Source organism: Oceanimonas pelagia (assembly GCF_030849025.1).
GTDB classification, from domain to species: domain Bacteria; phylum Pseudomonadota; class Gammaproteobacteria; order Enterobacterales; family Aeromonadaceae; genus Oceanimonas; species Oceanimonas pelagia.
In genome coordinates this window covers 2,027,786-2,042,387 of the sequence record NZ_CP118224.1, presented here as the reverse complement: position 1 = coordinate 2,042,387, position 14,602 = coordinate 2,027,786, and the positions used below count along the sequence as shown (strand labels likewise).

Below are 14,602 nucleotides of genomic sequence, written 5' to 3'. Positions count from 1 at the left end.
TTTGTGCTTAAAACAAACTTCCCTGCGCATCGGGTATCTGACCGGGAAAGGCGGGCAAGGTCATTCCCAGTGCCTCGGCGAGGGCGGCGGCCAGGGCCGGTGCCTCGACGTTGTCGGCGGTGTGCACAAACAGGTAGACCGACTTGCCCTCATCCAGCCAGCCCCGCAGGCGGGGCAGCCAGGGCTGCCAGAAGGGGGTGTTGGCGGGGAGGTCCGGATTGCCGATAAAGCGCACCACGGGTGAATGCCCCGTGCTGATGATGTGCACCGGCACCCTTGGCTTCTTTTGCTGGGCATCCGCCAGCGCCGGGGTGGCGGGAGCCACGGCAAACACCGTGCGGGAGTCCATGATAATGCGGTTGACGCCTCGCTCCAGCAGCAGCCGGTTAAGCCGGCGCTCGGCCTCGCCCTTGGCAAAAAAGGCCGGGTGGCGCACTTCCACGCCTACTTCAAAGCCGTCGGGCAGGGCCTCAAGCAAGTGCGCCAGGCCGTCGAGCTGCTCCGGGCCGCAGGCGGCGGGCAGCTGCAGCATCAGCATGCCCAGCTTGTGATGCAGGGGGGTGAGCTGCTCAATAAAGGCCTGCGCCGGCGCAATATTGTCGCCAAGGCGGCCCTGATGGCTGACGGTGGACGGAAACTTGAAGGTAAAGCGAAAGTCGTCACCGGTCATGGCGGCCCAGCGCGTCAGGCTCTGGGTGTCGGGCATGCCGTAAAAGCTGGTGTTGCCTTCCACGGTATTGAACACACGGGCATAGTCGGCCAGATGCTCGGTGCTTTTCAGTCCCCGGCTCAGCAGGCTGCCCGGCCAGCCGGCATGGGACCACTGGCTCAGGCCCAGATATAACGGCATATTTCTCCTTTCAACCAAGGGAGCAGGGACCGGGGAATCGGCACCAGAAGAATGCGGTTTTTGCCTTTACCAGTCCCTATTCCCTATTACCGCCTTTTAAAGACATGATTTTACCCCTGTTCGGGTTTCCGATTATACTAGCGCGCTGTTTACAGACCAATTCAAGCCTGCGGCCGGGCGCCGCAGCCAAAGCACATCATAGGAAGACTCCATGCGCACTCATTATTGCGGGCAGGTAGACGCCTCCCTGGTTGGCCAGAGCGTAACCCTCAGTGGCTGGGTTCATCGTCGTCGTGATCTGGGCGGTCTCATCTTTATCGACATGCGCGACCGGGAAGGCATCGTTCAGGTGTTTTTCGATCCCGACAAGGCCGATGCCTACGACCAGGCCTCCGGCCTGCGTGCCGAGTTTTGCGTGCAGATCACAGGCGTGGTGCGCGCGCGTCCCGAGTCTCAGGTAAACAAGGACATGGCCACCGGCGAAGTGGAAATCTTCGCCCACGAACTCACCATCATCAACAAGGCGGCGCCACTGCCTCTGGACTTCAACCAGAACAACTCCGAAGAGCAGCGCCTCAAGTATCGTTACCTGGATCTGCGCCGCCCCGAGCAGGCCCGTTTCCTGAAGACCCGCGCCCGGGTCACCAGCCGGGTGCGCCGCTTTATGGACGAACACGGCTTTCTCGACATTGAAACCCCCATGCTCACCAAGGCCACCCCGGAAGGCGCCCGCGACTATCTGGTGCCGAGCCGGGTGCACAAGGGCTATTTCTACGCGCTGCCCCAGTCGCCCCAGCTGTTCAAGCAGCTGCTGATGATGAGCGGCTTCGATCGCTACTACCAGATTGTAAAGTGCTTCCGCGATGAGGATCTGCGCGCCGACCGCCAGCCCGAATTTACCCAGATCGATGTGGAAACCTCCTTTATGAGTGCCGAGCAGGTGCGTGAGGTGATGGAGCGGCTGGTGCGTGAACTGTGGCAGGATGTGGCCGGTGTGGATCTGGGCGCCTTCCCGGTAATGAGCTTCGCCGAAGCCATGCGCCGCTTTGGCTCCGACAAGCCGGATCTGCGCATTGCCATGGAGCTGACCGACGTGGCCGATCTGGTGAAGGACGTCGACTTCAAGGTATTTTCCGGCCCCGCCAACGATCCCAAGGGCCGGGTGGCGGCGCTGCGCGTGCCCGGTGGTGCTCAGCTTTCCCGCAAGCAGATCGACGAATACGGCAAGTACGTGGGCATTTACGGCGCCAAGGGCCTGGCCTGGCTCAAGGTGAATGAAGCGGCCAAAGGCCTGGATGGCATTCAGTCACCCATTGCCAAGTTCCTCAACGAAGGCATTGTGGCCGAGCTTGTCAGCCGTACCGGCGCCACCGACGGCGATGCCATCTTCTTTGGCGCCGACAGTGCCAAGGTGGTGGCCGATGCCATGGGCGCCCTGCGCCTGAAGCTGGGCAAGGATCTGAACCTCGTCGAAAACAGCTGGAAGCCGCTGTGGGTGGTGGACTTCCCCATGTTCGAGGAAGAGGACGACCGTCTCTATGCCATGCACCATCCCTTTACCGCCGCAAAGGACGTGTCCGCTGCCGAGCTGGAGGCCAACCCGCTGGCGGCCGTGGCCAACGCCTACGACATGGTGATCAACGGTTATGAAGTGGGCGGTGGCTCGGTGCGGATACACGACAATGCCATGCAGCAGACCGTGTTCCGCCTGCTCGGCATCAACGCCGAGGAGCAGCAGGAGAAGTTCGGCTTCCTGCTCGACGCCCTCAAGTACGGCACGCCCCCTCATGCCGGCCTGGCCTTTGGCCTGGACCGCCTGGTGATGCTGCTGACCGGCACCGACAACATTCGGGACGTGATTGCCTTCCCGAAAACCACTACCGCCTCCTGCCTGCTCACCGATGCGCCCAGCCTGGCCAACCCGGATGCACTGATGGAGCTTGCCATTCGCACCGAGCAGCCCAAGGCGGAGTAAACCATGCACAAGCACCCGGAGTCGGTCCTCATCCTTATTCATACTCGGGATCGGGTGCTGCTGCTGCAGCGCAAGGACAACCCGGACTTCTGGCAGTCGGTGACCGGCAGCCTGGAAGCCGGCGAGAGCCGGCTGCAGGCCGCCACCCGTGAGCTGGAGGAAGAAACCGGCCTGGTGGTGGGCAACGGCCTGCAACTGGTGGAAACCGGGCACCGGGTGCGTTTTGAAATCTATCCCCACTGGCGGCACCGCTACCGCCCGGGGGTGACCCACAACTGGGAATACGAATTCCGTTTATGCCTGCCCGAGCCGCAAGCCGTGCGGCTTACCGAGCACCTGGACCAGTGCTGGCTGCCCTTTGAGGAAGCCCGCGCCCGGGCCGGCTCCTGGACCAACCGGGACGCCATCGGCAGGCTGATAAACACCGAATAAAGGAGACTCAAGTTATGGCAGGTCACAGTAAATGGGCCAACATCAAGCACCGCAAGGCGGCTCAGGACGCCAAGCGCGGCAAGATTTTCACCAAACTGATCCGTGAGCTGACCACGGCGGCCCGTGAGGGCGGCTCCGACCCCGCCGCCAACCCGCGACTGCGCGCCGCCATCGACAAGGCGCTGTCCAACAACATGACCCGCGACACCATCGACCGGGCGGTGAAGCGCGGTGCCGGCGAGCTCGACGGCCAGCAACTGGAAACCATTATTTACGAGGGCTACGGTCCGGGCGGCACCGCCGTGATGGTGGAGTGCATGACCGACAACCGCAACCGCACCGTGTCGGAAGTGCGTCATGCCTTTTCCAAGAGCGGCGGCAACCTGGGCACCGACGGCTCGGTGGCCTATCTGTTCGAGAAAAAGGGGGTGATCAGCTACGGCGAAGCCGACGAGGAAACCCTGATGGAAGCGGCGCTGGAAGCCGGGGCCGATGATGTGGTGGTGAACGAGGACGGCTCCATCGACGTGTACACCCAGTGGGACGAGTTCGGTGCGGTGAAGGATGCGCTGGATGCCAGCGGTCTGACCGCCGACAACGCCGAGGTGACCATGATCCCGTCCACCAAGTCGGAGCTGGATGAAGACACCGCACCCAAACTGTTGCGCCTGGTTGACATGCTGGAAGACCTGGACGATGTACAGGAGGTTTACCATAACGGCGAGATCTCCGACGAACTGGCCGAGCAACTGTAAACAACGGAATGTCATCTCCGCGTAGGCGGAGATCCCGTGCGGCTCTGCAGACGATGCCATGTCTGCAGAGCCGTACACCTTTTCTCTGGATCCCCGCCTTTGCGGGGGTGACCATTGGCTCTTCTTCCTATGTCCATTATTCTCGGTATCGATCCCGGCTCGCGCATTACCGGTTACGGCGTGGTGCGCCAGACCGGCAATAAAATGGAGTATCTGGGCTCGGGCTGCATTCGCATGACCGACGAGGCGCTGGCGCCCCGGCTCAAGAAAATTTACGACGGGGTCAGCGAAATCATTTTGCAGTTTCGCCCCGAGCTGTTTGCCATCGAGCAGGTATTTATGGCCCGAAACCCCGACTCGGCGCTGAAGCTGGGGCAGGCCCGGGGCGCGGCCATTGTCGCCGCCGCCAACGCCGGGCTGGAGGTGGCGGAGTATTCCGCCCGCCAGATCAAGCAGGCGGTGGTGGGGCAGGGCGGTGCCGGCAAGGAGCAGGTGCAGCACATGGTGGTGCGGTTGCTGAGCTTGCCGGGCACGCCCCAGGCCGATGCCGCCGACGCCCTGGCGGTGGCTCTGTGCCACGGTCATACCCGGCAGAGCCTGATCAGCATGGCCGGCCAGGTGCGCGGCACCGTGCGCGGTCGCATGCGGTAAATCAGGGACTGGGGATTGGTGACTCGGGACTGGAAAGCCTGAAATCCCTAATCCCCATTCCCGAATCCCCGTTTTTGATACATGGATATTTATCCAGTTATTTATTATTCTTGGCCCAGTTTTGTTCGGGTTAGCGGAGTGCCTTCGTGATAGGTCGGTTAAAAGGTATTATTGTCGAAAAACAGCCCCCTGAAATCCTGCTGGATGTCAACGGCGTGGGCTATGAAGTCACCCTGCCCATGAGCTGCTTTTACGAGTTGCCCAATGTGGGCCAGACGGCCACCGTATTGACCCACTTTGTGGTGCGGGAAGACGCTCAGCTGCTGTTTGGCTTTAACACCAAAACCGAGCGGGCGCTGTTCCGGGAGCTGATCAAGACCAATGGCGTGGGCCCCAAACTGGCGCTGGCCATTCTTTCGGGCATGACCGCCGATCAGTTTATTCACAATGTGGAGCAGGGCGAGATCACCGCCCTGGTCAAGCTGCCCGGTGTCGGCAAGAAGACCGCCGAGCGGCTGGTGGTGGAAATGCGTGACCGGCTCAAGGGTTTTGGCGGCTACGATCTGTTTAACCCGGCCCCCGAGGCGGCGCTGGCCGCCGGCGGCGACGGCGCCCGGGACGAGGCCCTGGCCGCATTGCAGGCGCTGGGCTACAAGGCGGCTCAGGCCGAGCAGCTGATGAAGAAAATTGCCAAACCGGGCATGGACGCGGAGCAACTGATCCGCGAAGCCCTGAAAAGCATGGGATAAGCCATGATAGAAGCGGATCGTTTTATCAACCCGGCCCCCCGCCAGGAAGAAGAAGCCATCGACCGGGCCATACGCCCCAAGGTGCTGGCGGATTATCGCGGTCAGGATCACGTGCGCGGCCAGATGGAAATCTTTATCGAGGCAGCGCGCCGGCGGGAAGAGGCCCTGGATCACCTGCTGATCTTCGGTCCGCCGGGGCTGGGCAAGACCACCCTGGCCAACATCGTCGCCAACGAGATGGGGGTGAGCATCAAGACCACCTCGGGGCCGGTGCTGGAAAAGGCCGGCGATCTGGCGGCCATGCTCACCAACCTCGAGCCCGGTGACGTGCTGTTTATCGATGAAATTCACCGCCTGAGCCCGGTGGTGGAGGAAATTCTCTACCCGGCGATGGAAGACTACCAGCTCGACATCATGATCGGCGAAGGCCCCGCCGCCCGCTCCATCAAGCTGGAATTGCCGCCCTTTACCCTGGTGGGAGCCACCACCCGGGCCGGCTCTCTGACCTCGCCCCTGCGGGACCGTTTTGGCATCGTGCAGCGGCTGGAGTTCTATCAGGTGGCGGATCTGGCCCATATCATCAGCCGCAGTGCCGGCAAGCTGGGGCTGACCATCGACGATGACGGCGCTCTGGAAATGGCCCGCCGCGCCCGGGGCACGCCGCGCATTGCCAACCGTCTGTTGCGGCGGGTGCGTGACTTCGCCGAGGTCAAGGGCAGTGGCCGCATCGACGCCGCCATTGCCGCCCTGGCCCTGGACATGCTGGACGTGGACAAGCAGGGCTTTGACTACATGGACCGCAAGCTGCTGATGGCGGTGCTCGACAAGTTCATGGGCGGCCCGGTAGGGCTCGACAACCTGGCGGCGGCCATCGGCGAGGAAAAGGAAACCATCGAGGACGTGATCGAGCCTTACCTTATTCAGCAGGGCTTTTTGCAGCGCACCCCTCGCGGCCGTCTGGCCACGCCGCGCGCCTACCTGCATTTCGGCTTCGATCTCCCGGAATAAAGTGTGAGGGGAGGAGTGAGCACTCCGGTCTGAGCTTCCCCTCACGCCATCCCCTTCACGCCCCGCGAGGGTCATTCAATGTCGTGCACCGACGCAGCCGTCTTCTTTCACGGCACCGACTTGGGTATAGTAATTCCATCTTTTTGGCCGGATTTCCGGGATTTGCATGTCACAAACGCCATTTTGCTGGCCGGTGCGTATCTATTACGAAGATACCGATGCCGGCGGTATCGTCTACAACGCCAACTATCTGAAATTCATGGAGCGGGCCCGCACCGAATGGCTGCGTCATCTGGGCATTGAGCAGGACGGCCTGCTGGCGCAGGGCATCGCCTTTGTGGTTCGCCGGGTGGAAATGGATCTGCGCCGGGCGGCCCGGTTCAATGATGCATTAAAAGTCACCGTCACGGTGAAAATGCTCAAACGTGCCTCTATTGTGTTTGAGCAGGAAATTCTGGATCATGCGGGCCTTTCTCTGGTGAGGGGCGAAGTGGTCATCGCCTGTGTGGATATCACCAAAATGAAACCTTTTGCCATTCCTGAGCCGTTGATGGGAGTACTGTCGGGTGCACGCTGATATTTCGTTTATTGGTCTTTTTCTTCAGGCCAGCCTGCTGGTCAAACTGGTGATGCTGGGTCTGGTGGGCATGTCGGTGCTGTCCTGGGCGCTGATCATCAATCGCCGCAAGGTGCTGACTTCGGCCCGGGCCGACGCCGAACAGTTCGAAGACAAGTTCTGGTCCGGTGCCGATCTCAGCCGGCTCTACCACGAGTCCAACGCCCGCCGCGACAGCCTGGCGGGCATGGAGCAGATCTTTCATGCCGGCTTTCGCGAGTTTGTGCGCCTGCAAAAGCAGGGCCGCCCGCAGGACACCATTCTTGAAGGCACCTACCGCACCATGCGGGTGGCCCTGTCCCGGGAAGTAGACCGGCTTGAAACCAACCTGTCGGTACTGGCTACCATCGGCTCCATCAGCCCTTATATCGGCCTGTTCGGTACCGTATGGGGCATCATGAACGCCTTTATCGCCCTGTCGGAGATCAAGCAGGCCACCCTGGCCATGGTGGCGCCGGGCATTGCCGAGGCGCTGATCGCCACCGCCATGGGCCTGTTTGCCGCCATTCCGGCGGTCATCGCCTACAACCGTTTCAGCTATCAGGTGGAGCGCCTGGAAAACCACCTGGCCAACTTCATGGATGAGTTTTCCACCATTCTCAACCGGCAAGTGACCACGGGTAACCAGTAATGCAGAGCTATCAGCGCAAGCGGCGCAAACGCGTGGCCGATATCAACGTGGTGCCTTATATCGACGTGATGCTGGTGCTGCTGATCATCTTTATGGCCACGGCGCCGGTGATTACTCAGGGGGTCAAGGTGGATCTGCCTCAGGCCGAAGCCGAGCTGTTGCCGGACGACAGCGAAACGCCGCTGGTGACCTCGGTGGATGCCGAGGGTCGTTATTTTCTCGATGTGGGCGAGACCCGGGACGAGGCGGTGGATCTGCTGGCGCTGGCCGAAATGGTGCAGCAAAAGCTGGCTACCAACCCCAAGGCGCCGGTGGTGGTGCAGGGGGATGCCAATGTGCGCTATGACGCCGTTATTCAGTTAATGGCCACCCTCAAGGCGGCCGGTGTGCCCAGCGTGGGCCTGATGACCCAACCGGAGCAGTAAGGCGTGTTCAGAAACGAAGACGGCAGCATTCGCAAGGCGCTGGTAATTTCGCTGGGGCTGCATGTGCTGGTCGGCGTGCTGTTCCTGGTGGGGGTGAATTTCAGCACCCCTAAGCGGCCCACCCAGGCGGCGTCCATTATCGAAGCCACCATGATTGACGACGGCATGGTCGCGGCCCAGGCCGAACGCCTGGCCGAAATGCAGGCCCAACGCAGCGCCCAGCAGGCCGCCGAACAGGCTCAGGCCGACGCCGAGCGCCAGGCCGCCGAAGAAGCCGCCCGCAAGGCGGCGGAGCAGGCCGCCGCGGCAGAAGCGGCGCGCCAGGCCGAGCAGCAAAAGGTGGTGGCTCAACAACAGGCCAAGGCCGAAGCGGAACGCCAGCGCGTGCTGGAGCAGCAACGTCAGGCCGAAGAAGCGCGCAAGGCGGCGGAAGCGAAGAAGCAGGCGGAAGCCGAGGCGGCGCGCAAGGCGGCGGAAGCGAAGAAGCAGGCGGAAGCCGAGGCGGCGCGCAAGGCAGCAGAAGCGAAGAAGCAGGCAGAAGCCGAGGCGGCGCGCAAGGCGGCGGAAGCGAAGAAGCAGGCGGAAGCCGAGGCGGCGCGCAAGGCAGCAGAAGCGAAGAAGCAGGCAGAAGCCGAAGCGGCCCGCAAGGCGGAGGAGGCCAGGAAGAAGGCCGAGGCCGAGCGCAAGGCGGCGGAGGCGAAGAAGCAGGCGGAAGCCGAGGCGGCACGCAAGGCAGCGGAAGCGAAGAAGCAGGCGGAAGCCGAGGCGGCGCGCAAGGCGGCGGAAGCGAAGAAGCAGGCGGAAGCCGAGGCGGCGCGCAAGGCGGCGGAGGCGAAGAAGCAGGCGGAAGCCGAGGCGGCCCGCAAGGCGGCAGAAGCCAGGAAAAAGGCGGAAGCCGAGCAGGCGATGAAGGATCTGGAGTCGCTGATGGGCTCGGCGCCGCCGGGATCCTCCTCCAGTGCGGCATCGCAGGGCGAGGTCGATCGCTATACCGGCATGATCATCGCCGCCATTCAGCGCAACTGGCTTGTGGGGCCGACCATGGTAGGCAAGCAGTGCCGTATTAACGTGCGGGTGGCGCCCGATGGCCTTATTCTGACCATAGGCCAGGGCCAGGGGGATGCGGAGGTGTGCCGCTCGGCGGAGCTGGCCATTCGTAAAACCGGCACCCTGCCCATGCCCAAGGATCCGGACGTGAACAAACAGCTGCAAAATCTGAATTTGACCCTGATACCGAGGCTTTGATGATGACAAAACGATGGTTGTGGTTATGGCTGCCGCTGCTGATGCTGGCAGGACGCGCCCAGGCGGCGCTGGACATAGTGATTACCGGCGGCATAGACAGCGCCCGGCCGGTGGCGGTGGTGCCCTTTGAATGGACCGGTGGTGGTGCCGCGCCTCAGGAATTGTCCGAGGTGATCAGCAATGACCTGCGTAACAGTGGCATGTTCCGGCCGCTGGACAGGAATGCCTTGCCTCAGCGGGTGTCCCGGGCCGATCAGCTGGAGCCCATGCTGTGGCGTTCACGTCAGGCGGAAGCCGTGGTGGTGGGCAGCATAGCGCCGGCGGGCAACAACCAGTATCGGATCAGCTTTGAGCTGGCCGACGTGCTGGGCGGCAACGGCGCCAGGCTGCTGGAAAGCCGCAGCGCCACCGTGCCTGCCGCCCAGTTGCGCCAGTATGCTCACCGCATTGCCGACATCGTGTTTGAGAAGCTGACCGGTATCAAGGGTGCGTTTCTGACCCGTATTGCCTACGTCAACGTGCAGCACGGTGCCCAGTATCCCTACCAGCTGATGATTGCCGACTACGACGGCTTTAACGAGCAGGTGCTGCTGCGCTCCCGCGAGCCGCTGATGTCACCGGCCTGGTCGCCGGATGGCCGCAAGCTGGCCTATGTGTCCTTTGAAAACAAGAAGGCCGAAATCGTGGTGCAGGACATTTACAGCCAGCAGCGCCAGGTGGTGAGCTCCCAGCCGGGCATAAACGGTGCCCCGGCCTGGTCCCCCGATGGCAGCCGGCTGGCGCTGGTACTGTCCCGGGATGGTCAGCCCGAAATATACGTACTCAATCTGGCCAGTCGCCAGTTGACCCGGGTGACCAATAACCGCACAATCGATACCGAGCCGACCTGGTCGGCGGACGGAAAAAGTATTTATTTTGTCTCCGAGCGGGGCGGCCGGCCACAGGTCTACCGTACCGAGCCGGGCAGCGGCGATGCCCGCCGCGTGACCTTTGAGGGAGACATGAATCTGGGCCCCAGGGTCACGGCAGACGGCAGCAATATGGTGCTGGTCAGCCGCTCCCAGGGGCAATACCGGATTGCCCGACAGGAGCTGGACGGTGGTTATCTGCAGGTGTTGACCGAAACACGGCTGGATGAGTCCCCGAGCCCGGCGCCCAACGGCACCATGATCATCTACAGTACCACCTATCAGGGCCGTCAGGTGCTGTCGCTGGTATCTATGGATGGTCGATTCAAGGCCAGGCTGCCGGCGCGCAGCGGCGATGTCCGCTCACCGGCGTGGTCACCGTTTCTAAACTAGTAATTGCTTTTTCTTAAGGAAAAACCATGCAAATGAAAAAACTGCTTCAGAGTCTGGCGGTTGCACTTCCCATGTTGACCCTGGCTGCATGTAGCTCAACCGGCGATGCCGACAGCATGTCCGGCGCCGATGGCAGCTATCAGGACGGTGGCGCATACACTGGTGGTGCCCAGAACGGCGGCGCCCTGTCCGCCGACGAGCAGATGCGTCAGCAGTATGAAGCCCTGCGTCGCGAAAACGTGATTTATTTCGAATTCGACCAGGACGAAGTAAGCGGTCACTACGCCCAGGTGCTGGAAGCTCATGCCAGTTTCCTGCGCTCCAACCCCAATGTCAGCATTCTGGTGGAAGGCCACGCCGATGAGCGCGGTACGCCCGAGTACAACATTGCGCTGGGTGAGCGTCGTGCCAAGGCCGTGACCAGCTACCTGCAGAGCCTGGGTGTAAGCGGTTCCCAGCTGGCCATCGTCAGCTACGGTGAAGAGAAGCCGATTGATACCTCCCGCAGCGAAGCCGGTTTTGCCAAGAACCGTCGCGCGGTACTGGTTTACTAAGGACTGATTCGGTTACATGATGATTAAATTCGCGGCCATTTCGATGGCCGCTGTTTTATCCACCGCCAGCTGGGCTCAGGCCCCGGTGGCCAGCGTGGGTGGCAGCGGCTCCGTTAACGAGCGCCTGGCCGAGCTGGAGCGGAGCTTCAGTGCCCGGGCTCAGGCGCAGATCGATCAACAACGCCAGCTCAACGCCATGCAGCAGGAGCTGAGCGAATTGCGCGGCCTGCTGGAAGAGCAGAGCTACCGGCTGGAGCAGGTGATTGAGCGCCAGCGCAGCATGCTGGCGGCGCAGCAGGAAGCGGCGTCGGCGCCCCGGGCCGCACCGGAGGCAGCTCCCCGTGCCGAGGCGGAACCGGCGCCCAGCCAGACCGCGGCTTCTGCTTCGCCCGAGCCGGCCGGCGACGAACAGGCCACCTACGATCGGGCGGTGAATCTGGTGTTGCAGGACAAGGATTACAATGCCGCCATTCCGGCCTTTGCCCGCTTTATTACCCAGTATCCCCAGTCCACCTATGTGCCCAATGCTCATTACTGGCTGGGACAGCTGCTCTATGCCCAGAAGCGCTTTGATCAGTCCAAGGCGCAGTTTGGCCGGGTGGTGGAAGCCTATCCCAAGTCCAACAAGCGGGCCGACTCGCTGCTGAAACTGGGGCTGATTGCCCGGGAGCAAAAGGACGATGCCCAGGCACGGCAGTACTTCGAGCAAATACTGAGCGAATATGGCAGCAGCAGCGCCGCCCGGCTGGCTCAGGAAAACCTGGATGCGATGAAATAAACGGCGGATTGACGGAATTTTGTGAGAGTCGCTTGTTCCTTGAGCAAACAAAACAAAATGACAATTTAGCTGTTGCGTCACACAATTAAATCCGTATTATAGGCCGCCGTTGGCAGGGGGCAGCAGCCACCCACCAGGCCGGGTCGTTAGCTCAGTTGGTAGAGCAGTTGACTTTTAATCAATTGGTCGCAGGTTCGAATCCTGCACGACCCACCAGATTCCCGGACGCTTAGCTCAGCCGGGAGAGCACCTCCCTTACAAGGAGGGGGTCACTGGTTCGATCCCAGTAGCGTCCACCAGTTTTGGTGCTTTTTGTAAAAAGTACTTCCCAGGGTGATTAGCTCAGCTGGGAGAGCACCTCCCTTACAAGGAGGGGGTCACTGGTTCGAGCCCAGTATCACCCACCACTTTCGCAGGAAAGTAATACAATTCGGGTCGTTAGCTCAGTTGGTAGAGCAGTTGACTTTTAATCAATTGGTCGCAGGTTCGAATCCTGCACGACCCACCAGATTCCCGGACGCTTAGCTCAGCCGGGAGAGCACCTCCCTTACAAGGAGGGGGTCACTGGTTCGATCCCAGTAGCGTCCACCAGTTTTGGTGCTTTTTGTAAAAAGTACTTCCCAGGGTGATTAGCTCAGCTGGGAGAGCACCTCCCTTACAAGGAGGGGGTCACTGGTTCGAGCCCAGTATCACCCACCACTTTCGCAGGAAAGTAATACAATTCGGGTCGTTAGCTCAGTTGGTAGAGCAGTTGACTTTTAATCAATTGGTCGCAGGTTCGAATCCTGCACGACCCACCAGATTCCCGGACGCTTAGCTCAGCCGGGAGAGCACCTCCCTTACAAGGAGGGGGTCACTGGTTCGATCCCAGTAGCGTCCACCAGTTTTGGTACTTTTTGTAAAAAGTACCTCCCAGGGTGATTAGCTCAGCTGGGAGAGCACCTCCCTTACAAGGAGGGGGTCACTGGTTCGAGCCCAGTATCACCCACCACTTTCGCAGGAAAGTAATACAATTCGGGTCGTTAGCTCAGTTGGTAGAGCAGTTGACTTTTAATCAATTGGTCGCAGGTTCGAATCCTGCACGACCCACCAGTTCCCGGACGCTTAGCTCAGCCGGGAGAGCACCTCCCTTACAAGGAGGGGGTCACTGGTTCGATCCCAGTAGCGTCCACCACTTATTCCGACGAATAAGCCTCCGTTTATACGGGTCGTTAGCTCAGTTGGTAGAGCAGTTGACTTTTAATCAATTGGTCGCAGGTTCGAATCCTGCACGACCCACCATTCCTGTAAATACTCTCTGTTCAAAACCCCCTTTATTCTGTTTCGTTGTTTCATATTGTTAACCCGGATTTGGGTTGCTTCGCCTTCGGCGGTATAATGGCCGCAGATTGTGATTGAATGGAGCACTGGCACACCGCCATGACTGAAGCCGTTGATATTGTCGAATTTGACTATCCTTTTCCCGCCAAACCGGCCCCGCTCACTGCCGAGCAGCAGCATGCCCTGAAGGATGAGATCAAGTCTCTGCTGACAGCCCGCAATGCGGTGCTGGTGGCGCACTATTACACCGATCCCGAGATCCAGGCGCTGGCCGAGGAAACCGGTGGTTGCGTGGCCGACTCGCTGGAAATGGCGCGCTTTGGCAAGGAGCACGAGGCCCAGACCCTGATTGTGGCCGGCGTGCGCTTTATGGGGGAAACCTCCAAGATCCTGAGCCCGGAAAAAACCGTGCTCATGCCCACCCTGGAAGCGGAATGCTCGCTGGATCTGGGCTGCCCGGCCGACGAGTTCAGTGCCTTTTGCGATGCGCACCCGGATCATACCGTGGTGGTGTATGCCAACACCTCGGCGGCGGTCAAGGCCCGGGCCGACTGGGTGGTGACCTCCAGCATCGCGCTGGAAATTGTCGAGCACCTCGACAGCGAAGGCCACAAGATCATCTGGGCACCGGATCGTCATCTGGGGTCCTACATCGAGAAGCAGACCGGCTGTGAGATGCTGCGCTGGCAGGGGGCCTGCATCGTGCATGACGAATTCCGGGCCAAGGCGCTGAAGGAGCTGAAGGCACAGAACCCGGATGCCGCCGTGCTGGTGCACCCCGAGTCGCCCCAGTCGGTGGTGGAGCTGGCCGACGCCGTGGGCTCTACCAGTCAGCTGATCCAGGCAGCCAGAGATCTGCCTCAGAAGAAGCTGATCGTGGCCACCGACAAGGGCATCTTCTACAAGATGCAGCAGGCCTGTCCCGACAAGGAAATGGTGGAAGCCCCCACCGGCGGCAACGGCGCCACCTGCCGCAGTTGCGCTCACTGCCCCTGGATGGCGATGAACGGCCTGATGGCCATTCGCGATGCCCTGAAGGAGGGCGGTGCCGCCCACGAAATTCACGTGGATGAAGCCACCCGGGTCAAGGCCATGATCCCGCTGGAGCGTATGCTCAACTTTGCCAAGGCATTGAAGATGAAGGTCAAGGGTAACGCCTGATCCCAAGCGGCAAGAAAAAGGCCGGCGCACTGCGCCGGCCTTTTTGATCCTGGGGGAAGGGGCCTTATACCAAACAGATGAATCATTTGGTCAGGTTGTCATCCTGGCGAAGGTCAGGATCTTCCGGCAGAAAGATACCGGGTCAAACCCG

Annotated in this window: 15 protein-coding genes and 12 tRNA genes; 26 read left to right on the top strand and 1 reads right to left on the bottom strand. The window is 61.1% G+C overall.

Going from position 1 to position 14,602, the window contains the following annotated elements; translation table 11 throughout:
- Positions 1 to 7: 7 nt before the first annotated feature.
- Positions 8 to 850, bottom strand: a complete 843-nt coding sequence (locus PU634_RS09680) for a DUF72 domain-containing protein (protein ID WP_306760590.1) — start codon at positions 848 to 850, stop codon at positions 8 to 10.
- Between the two features lie 211 nt (positions 851 to 1,061).
- On the opposite strand from PU634_RS09680, the gene aspS reads away from it, so the two are divergent.
- The 26 genes from aspS to nadA all read left to right on the top strand — a co-directional run bounded on the left by aspS (position 1,062) and on the right by nadA (position 14,451).
- The gene (gene aspS / locus PU634_RS09675) at positions 1,062 to 2,825 is read left to right on the top strand and encodes an aspartate--tRNA ligase (RefSeq protein ID WP_306760589.1); all 1,764 of its coding nucleotides are present in this window, start codon (positions 1,062 to 1,064) and stop codon (positions 2,823 to 2,825) included.
- 3 nt (positions 2,826 to 2,828) lie between these two features.
- Positions 2,829 to 3,257, top strand: a complete 429-nt coding sequence (gene nudB / locus PU634_RS09670) for a dihydroneopterin triphosphate diphosphatase (protein ID WP_306760588.1) — start codon at positions 2,829 to 2,831, stop codon at positions 3,255 to 3,257.
- Positions 3,258 to 3,271: 14 nt separating this feature from the next.
- Positions 3,272 to 4,012, top strand: coding sequence for a YebC/PmpR family DNA-binding transcriptional regulator (locus PU634_RS09665; protein ID WP_306760587.1), 741 nt, complete (start codon positions 3,272 to 3,274; stop codon positions 4,010 to 4,012).
- Positions 4,013 to 4,141: 129 nt separating this feature from the next.
- Entirely contained in the window at positions 4,142 to 4,663 is a 522-nt protein-coding gene (gene ruvC / locus PU634_RS09660) for a crossover junction endodeoxyribonuclease RuvC (RefSeq protein WP_306760586.1), read from the top strand.
- A gap of 146 nt (positions 4,664 to 4,809) precedes the next feature.
- Positions 4,810 to 5,412, top strand: a complete 603-nt coding sequence (gene ruvA, locus PU634_RS09655; protein WP_306760585.1) for a Holliday junction branch migration protein RuvA — start codon at positions 4,810 to 4,812, stop codon at positions 5,410 to 5,412.
- A 3-nt stretch (positions 5,413 to 5,415) separates the two neighbouring features.
- The gene (gene ruvB / locus PU634_RS09650) at positions 5,416 to 6,420 is read left to right on the top strand and encodes a Holliday junction branch migration DNA helicase RuvB (RefSeq protein WP_306760584.1); all 1,005 of its coding nucleotides are present in this window, start codon (positions 5,416 to 5,418) and stop codon (positions 6,418 to 6,420) included.
- Between the two features lie 166 nt (positions 6,421 to 6,586).
- Positions 6,587 to 6,997 carry a tol-pal system-associated acyl-CoA thioesterase gene (gene ybgC, locus PU634_RS09645; RefSeq protein ID WP_306760583.1) on the top strand — a complete coding sequence of 137 codons (411 nt, stop codon included), beginning with the start codon at positions 6,587 to 6,589 and terminating at the stop codon, positions 6,995 to 6,997.
- Positions 6,987 to 7,667, top strand: a complete 681-nt coding sequence (gene tolQ / locus PU634_RS09640; protein ID WP_442604696.1) for a protein TolQ — start codon at positions 6,987 to 6,989, stop codon at positions 7,665 to 7,667. The genes ybgC and tolQ overlap by 11 nt, the downstream gene beginning before the upstream one ends.
- On the top strand, positions 7,667 to 8,092 hold the full coding sequence (gene tolR, locus PU634_RS09635; RefSeq protein ID WP_306760582.1) for a protein TolR: 426 nt from the start codon (positions 7,667 to 7,669) through the stop codon (positions 8,090 to 8,092). Before tolQ ends, tolR begins: the two co-directional genes overlap by 1 nt.
- A gap of 3 nt (positions 8,093 to 8,095) precedes the next feature.
- Positions 8,096 to 9,337 carry a cell envelope integrity protein TolA gene (gene tolA / locus PU634_RS09630; protein WP_306760581.1) on the top strand — a complete coding sequence of 414 codons (1,242 nt, stop codon included), beginning with the start codon at positions 8,096 to 8,098 and terminating at the stop codon, positions 9,335 to 9,337.
- Between the two features lie 2 nt (positions 9,338 to 9,339).
- On the top strand, positions 9,340 to 10,638 hold the full coding sequence (gene tolB, locus PU634_RS09625) for a Tol-Pal system beta propeller repeat protein TolB (RefSeq protein WP_371319642.1): 1,299 nt from the start codon (positions 9,340 to 9,342) through the stop codon (positions 10,636 to 10,638).
- A 26-nt stretch (positions 10,639 to 10,664) separates the two neighbouring features.
- A complete protein-coding gene (pal, locus tag PU634_RS09620; RefSeq protein ID WP_306760579.1) occupies positions 10,665 to 11,192 on the top strand; it encodes a peptidoglycan-associated lipoprotein Pal in 528 nt (175 codons plus the stop codon).
- Positions 11,193 to 11,208: 16 nt separating this feature from the next.
- Positions 11,209 to 11,970 (top strand): tol-pal system protein YbgF, encoded by a 762-nt coding sequence (gene ybgF / locus PU634_RS09615; protein WP_306760578.1) that lies wholly within the window; start codon positions 11,209 to 11,211, stop codon positions 11,968 to 11,970.
- Between the two features lie 140 nt (positions 11,971 to 12,110).
- Positions 12,111 to 12,186: transfer RNA gene (locus tag PU634_RS09610), tRNA-Lys, on the top strand.
- 7 nt (positions 12,187 to 12,193) lie between these two features.
- Positions 12,194 to 12,269 (top strand) — tRNA-Val (locus PU634_RS09605).
- A 32-nt stretch (positions 12,270 to 12,301) separates the two neighbouring features.
- A tRNA-Val gene (locus PU634_RS09600) sits at positions 12,302 to 12,377 on the top strand.
- A gap of 25 nt (positions 12,378 to 12,402) precedes the next feature.
- A tRNA-Lys gene (locus PU634_RS09595) sits at positions 12,403 to 12,478 on the top strand.
- Between the two features lie 7 nt (positions 12,479 to 12,485).
- Positions 12,486 to 12,561: transfer RNA gene (locus PU634_RS09590), tRNA-Val, on the top strand.
- Between the two features lie 32 nt (positions 12,562 to 12,593).
- A tRNA-Val gene (locus PU634_RS09585) sits at positions 12,594 to 12,669 on the top strand.
- 25 nt (positions 12,670 to 12,694) lie between these two features.
- Positions 12,695 to 12,770: transfer RNA gene (locus tag PU634_RS09580), tRNA-Lys, on the top strand.
- A 7-nt stretch (positions 12,771 to 12,777) separates the two neighbouring features.
- Positions 12,778 to 12,853, top strand: a tRNA-Val gene (locus PU634_RS09575).
- 32 nt (positions 12,854 to 12,885) lie between these two features.
- A tRNA-Val gene (locus tag PU634_RS09570) sits at positions 12,886 to 12,961 on the top strand.
- 25 nt (positions 12,962 to 12,986) lie between these two features.
- Positions 12,987 to 13,062, top strand: a tRNA-Lys gene (locus PU634_RS09565).
- A gap of 6 nt (positions 13,063 to 13,068) precedes the next feature.
- Positions 13,069 to 13,144: transfer RNA gene (locus PU634_RS09560), tRNA-Val, on the top strand.
- A 31-nt stretch (positions 13,145 to 13,175) separates the two neighbouring features.
- Positions 13,176 to 13,251: transfer RNA gene (locus PU634_RS09555), tRNA-Lys, on the top strand.
- Between the two features lie 138 nt (positions 13,252 to 13,389).
- Positions 13,390 to 14,451: a quinolinate synthase NadA gene (nadA, locus tag PU634_RS09550; protein WP_306760577.1), complete on the top strand. Its 1,062-nt coding sequence runs from the start codon at positions 13,390 to 13,392 to the stop codon at positions 14,449 to 14,451.
- Positions 14,452 to 14,602: the final 151 nt, after the last annotated feature.

Bases quoted from the DNA above. Each gene is read 5' to 3' on its own strand.
- PU634_RS09680 (WP_306760590.1), bottom strand. From the start codon at position 850: ATGCCGTTATATCTGGGCCTGAGCCAGTGGTCCCATGCCGGCTGGCCG.
- aspS (WP_306760589.1), top strand. From the start codon at position 1,062: ATGCGCACTCATTATTGCGGGCAGGTAGACGCCTCCCTGGTTGGCCAG.
- nudB (WP_306760588.1), top strand. From the start codon at position 2,829: ATGCACAAGCACCCGGAGTCGGTCCTCATCCTTATTCATACTCGGGAT.
- PU634_RS09665 (WP_306760587.1), top strand. From the start codon at position 3,272: ATGGCAGGTCACAGTAAATGGGCCAACATCAAGCACCGCAAGGCGGCT.
- ruvC (WP_306760586.1), top strand. From the start codon at position 4,142: ATGTCCATTATTCTCGGTATCGATCCCGGCTCGCGCATTACCGGTTAC.
- ruvB (WP_306760584.1), top strand. From the start codon at position 5,416: ATGATAGAAGCGGATCGTTTTATCAACCCGGCCCCCCGCCAGGAAGAA.
- ybgC (WP_306760583.1), top strand. From the start codon at position 6,587: ATGTCACAAACGCCATTTTGCTGGCCGGTGCGTATCTATTACGAAGAT.
- tolR (WP_306760582.1), top strand. From the start codon at position 7,667: ATGCAGAGCTATCAGCGCAAGCGGCGCAAACGCGTGGCCGATATCAAC.
- tolB (WP_371319642.1), top strand. From the start codon at position 9,340: ATGACAAAACGATGGTTGTGGTTATGGCTGCCGCTGCTGATGCTGGCA.
- pal (WP_306760579.1), top strand. From the start codon at position 10,665: ATGCAAATGAAAAAACTGCTTCAGAGTCTGGCGGTTGCACTTCCCATG.
- ybgF (WP_306760578.1), top strand. From the start codon at position 11,209: ATGATGATTAAATTCGCGGCCATTTCGATGGCCGCTGTTTTATCCACC.
- nadA (WP_306760577.1), top strand. From the start codon at position 13,390: ATGACTGAAGCCGTTGATATTGTCGAATTTGACTATCCTTTTCCCGCC.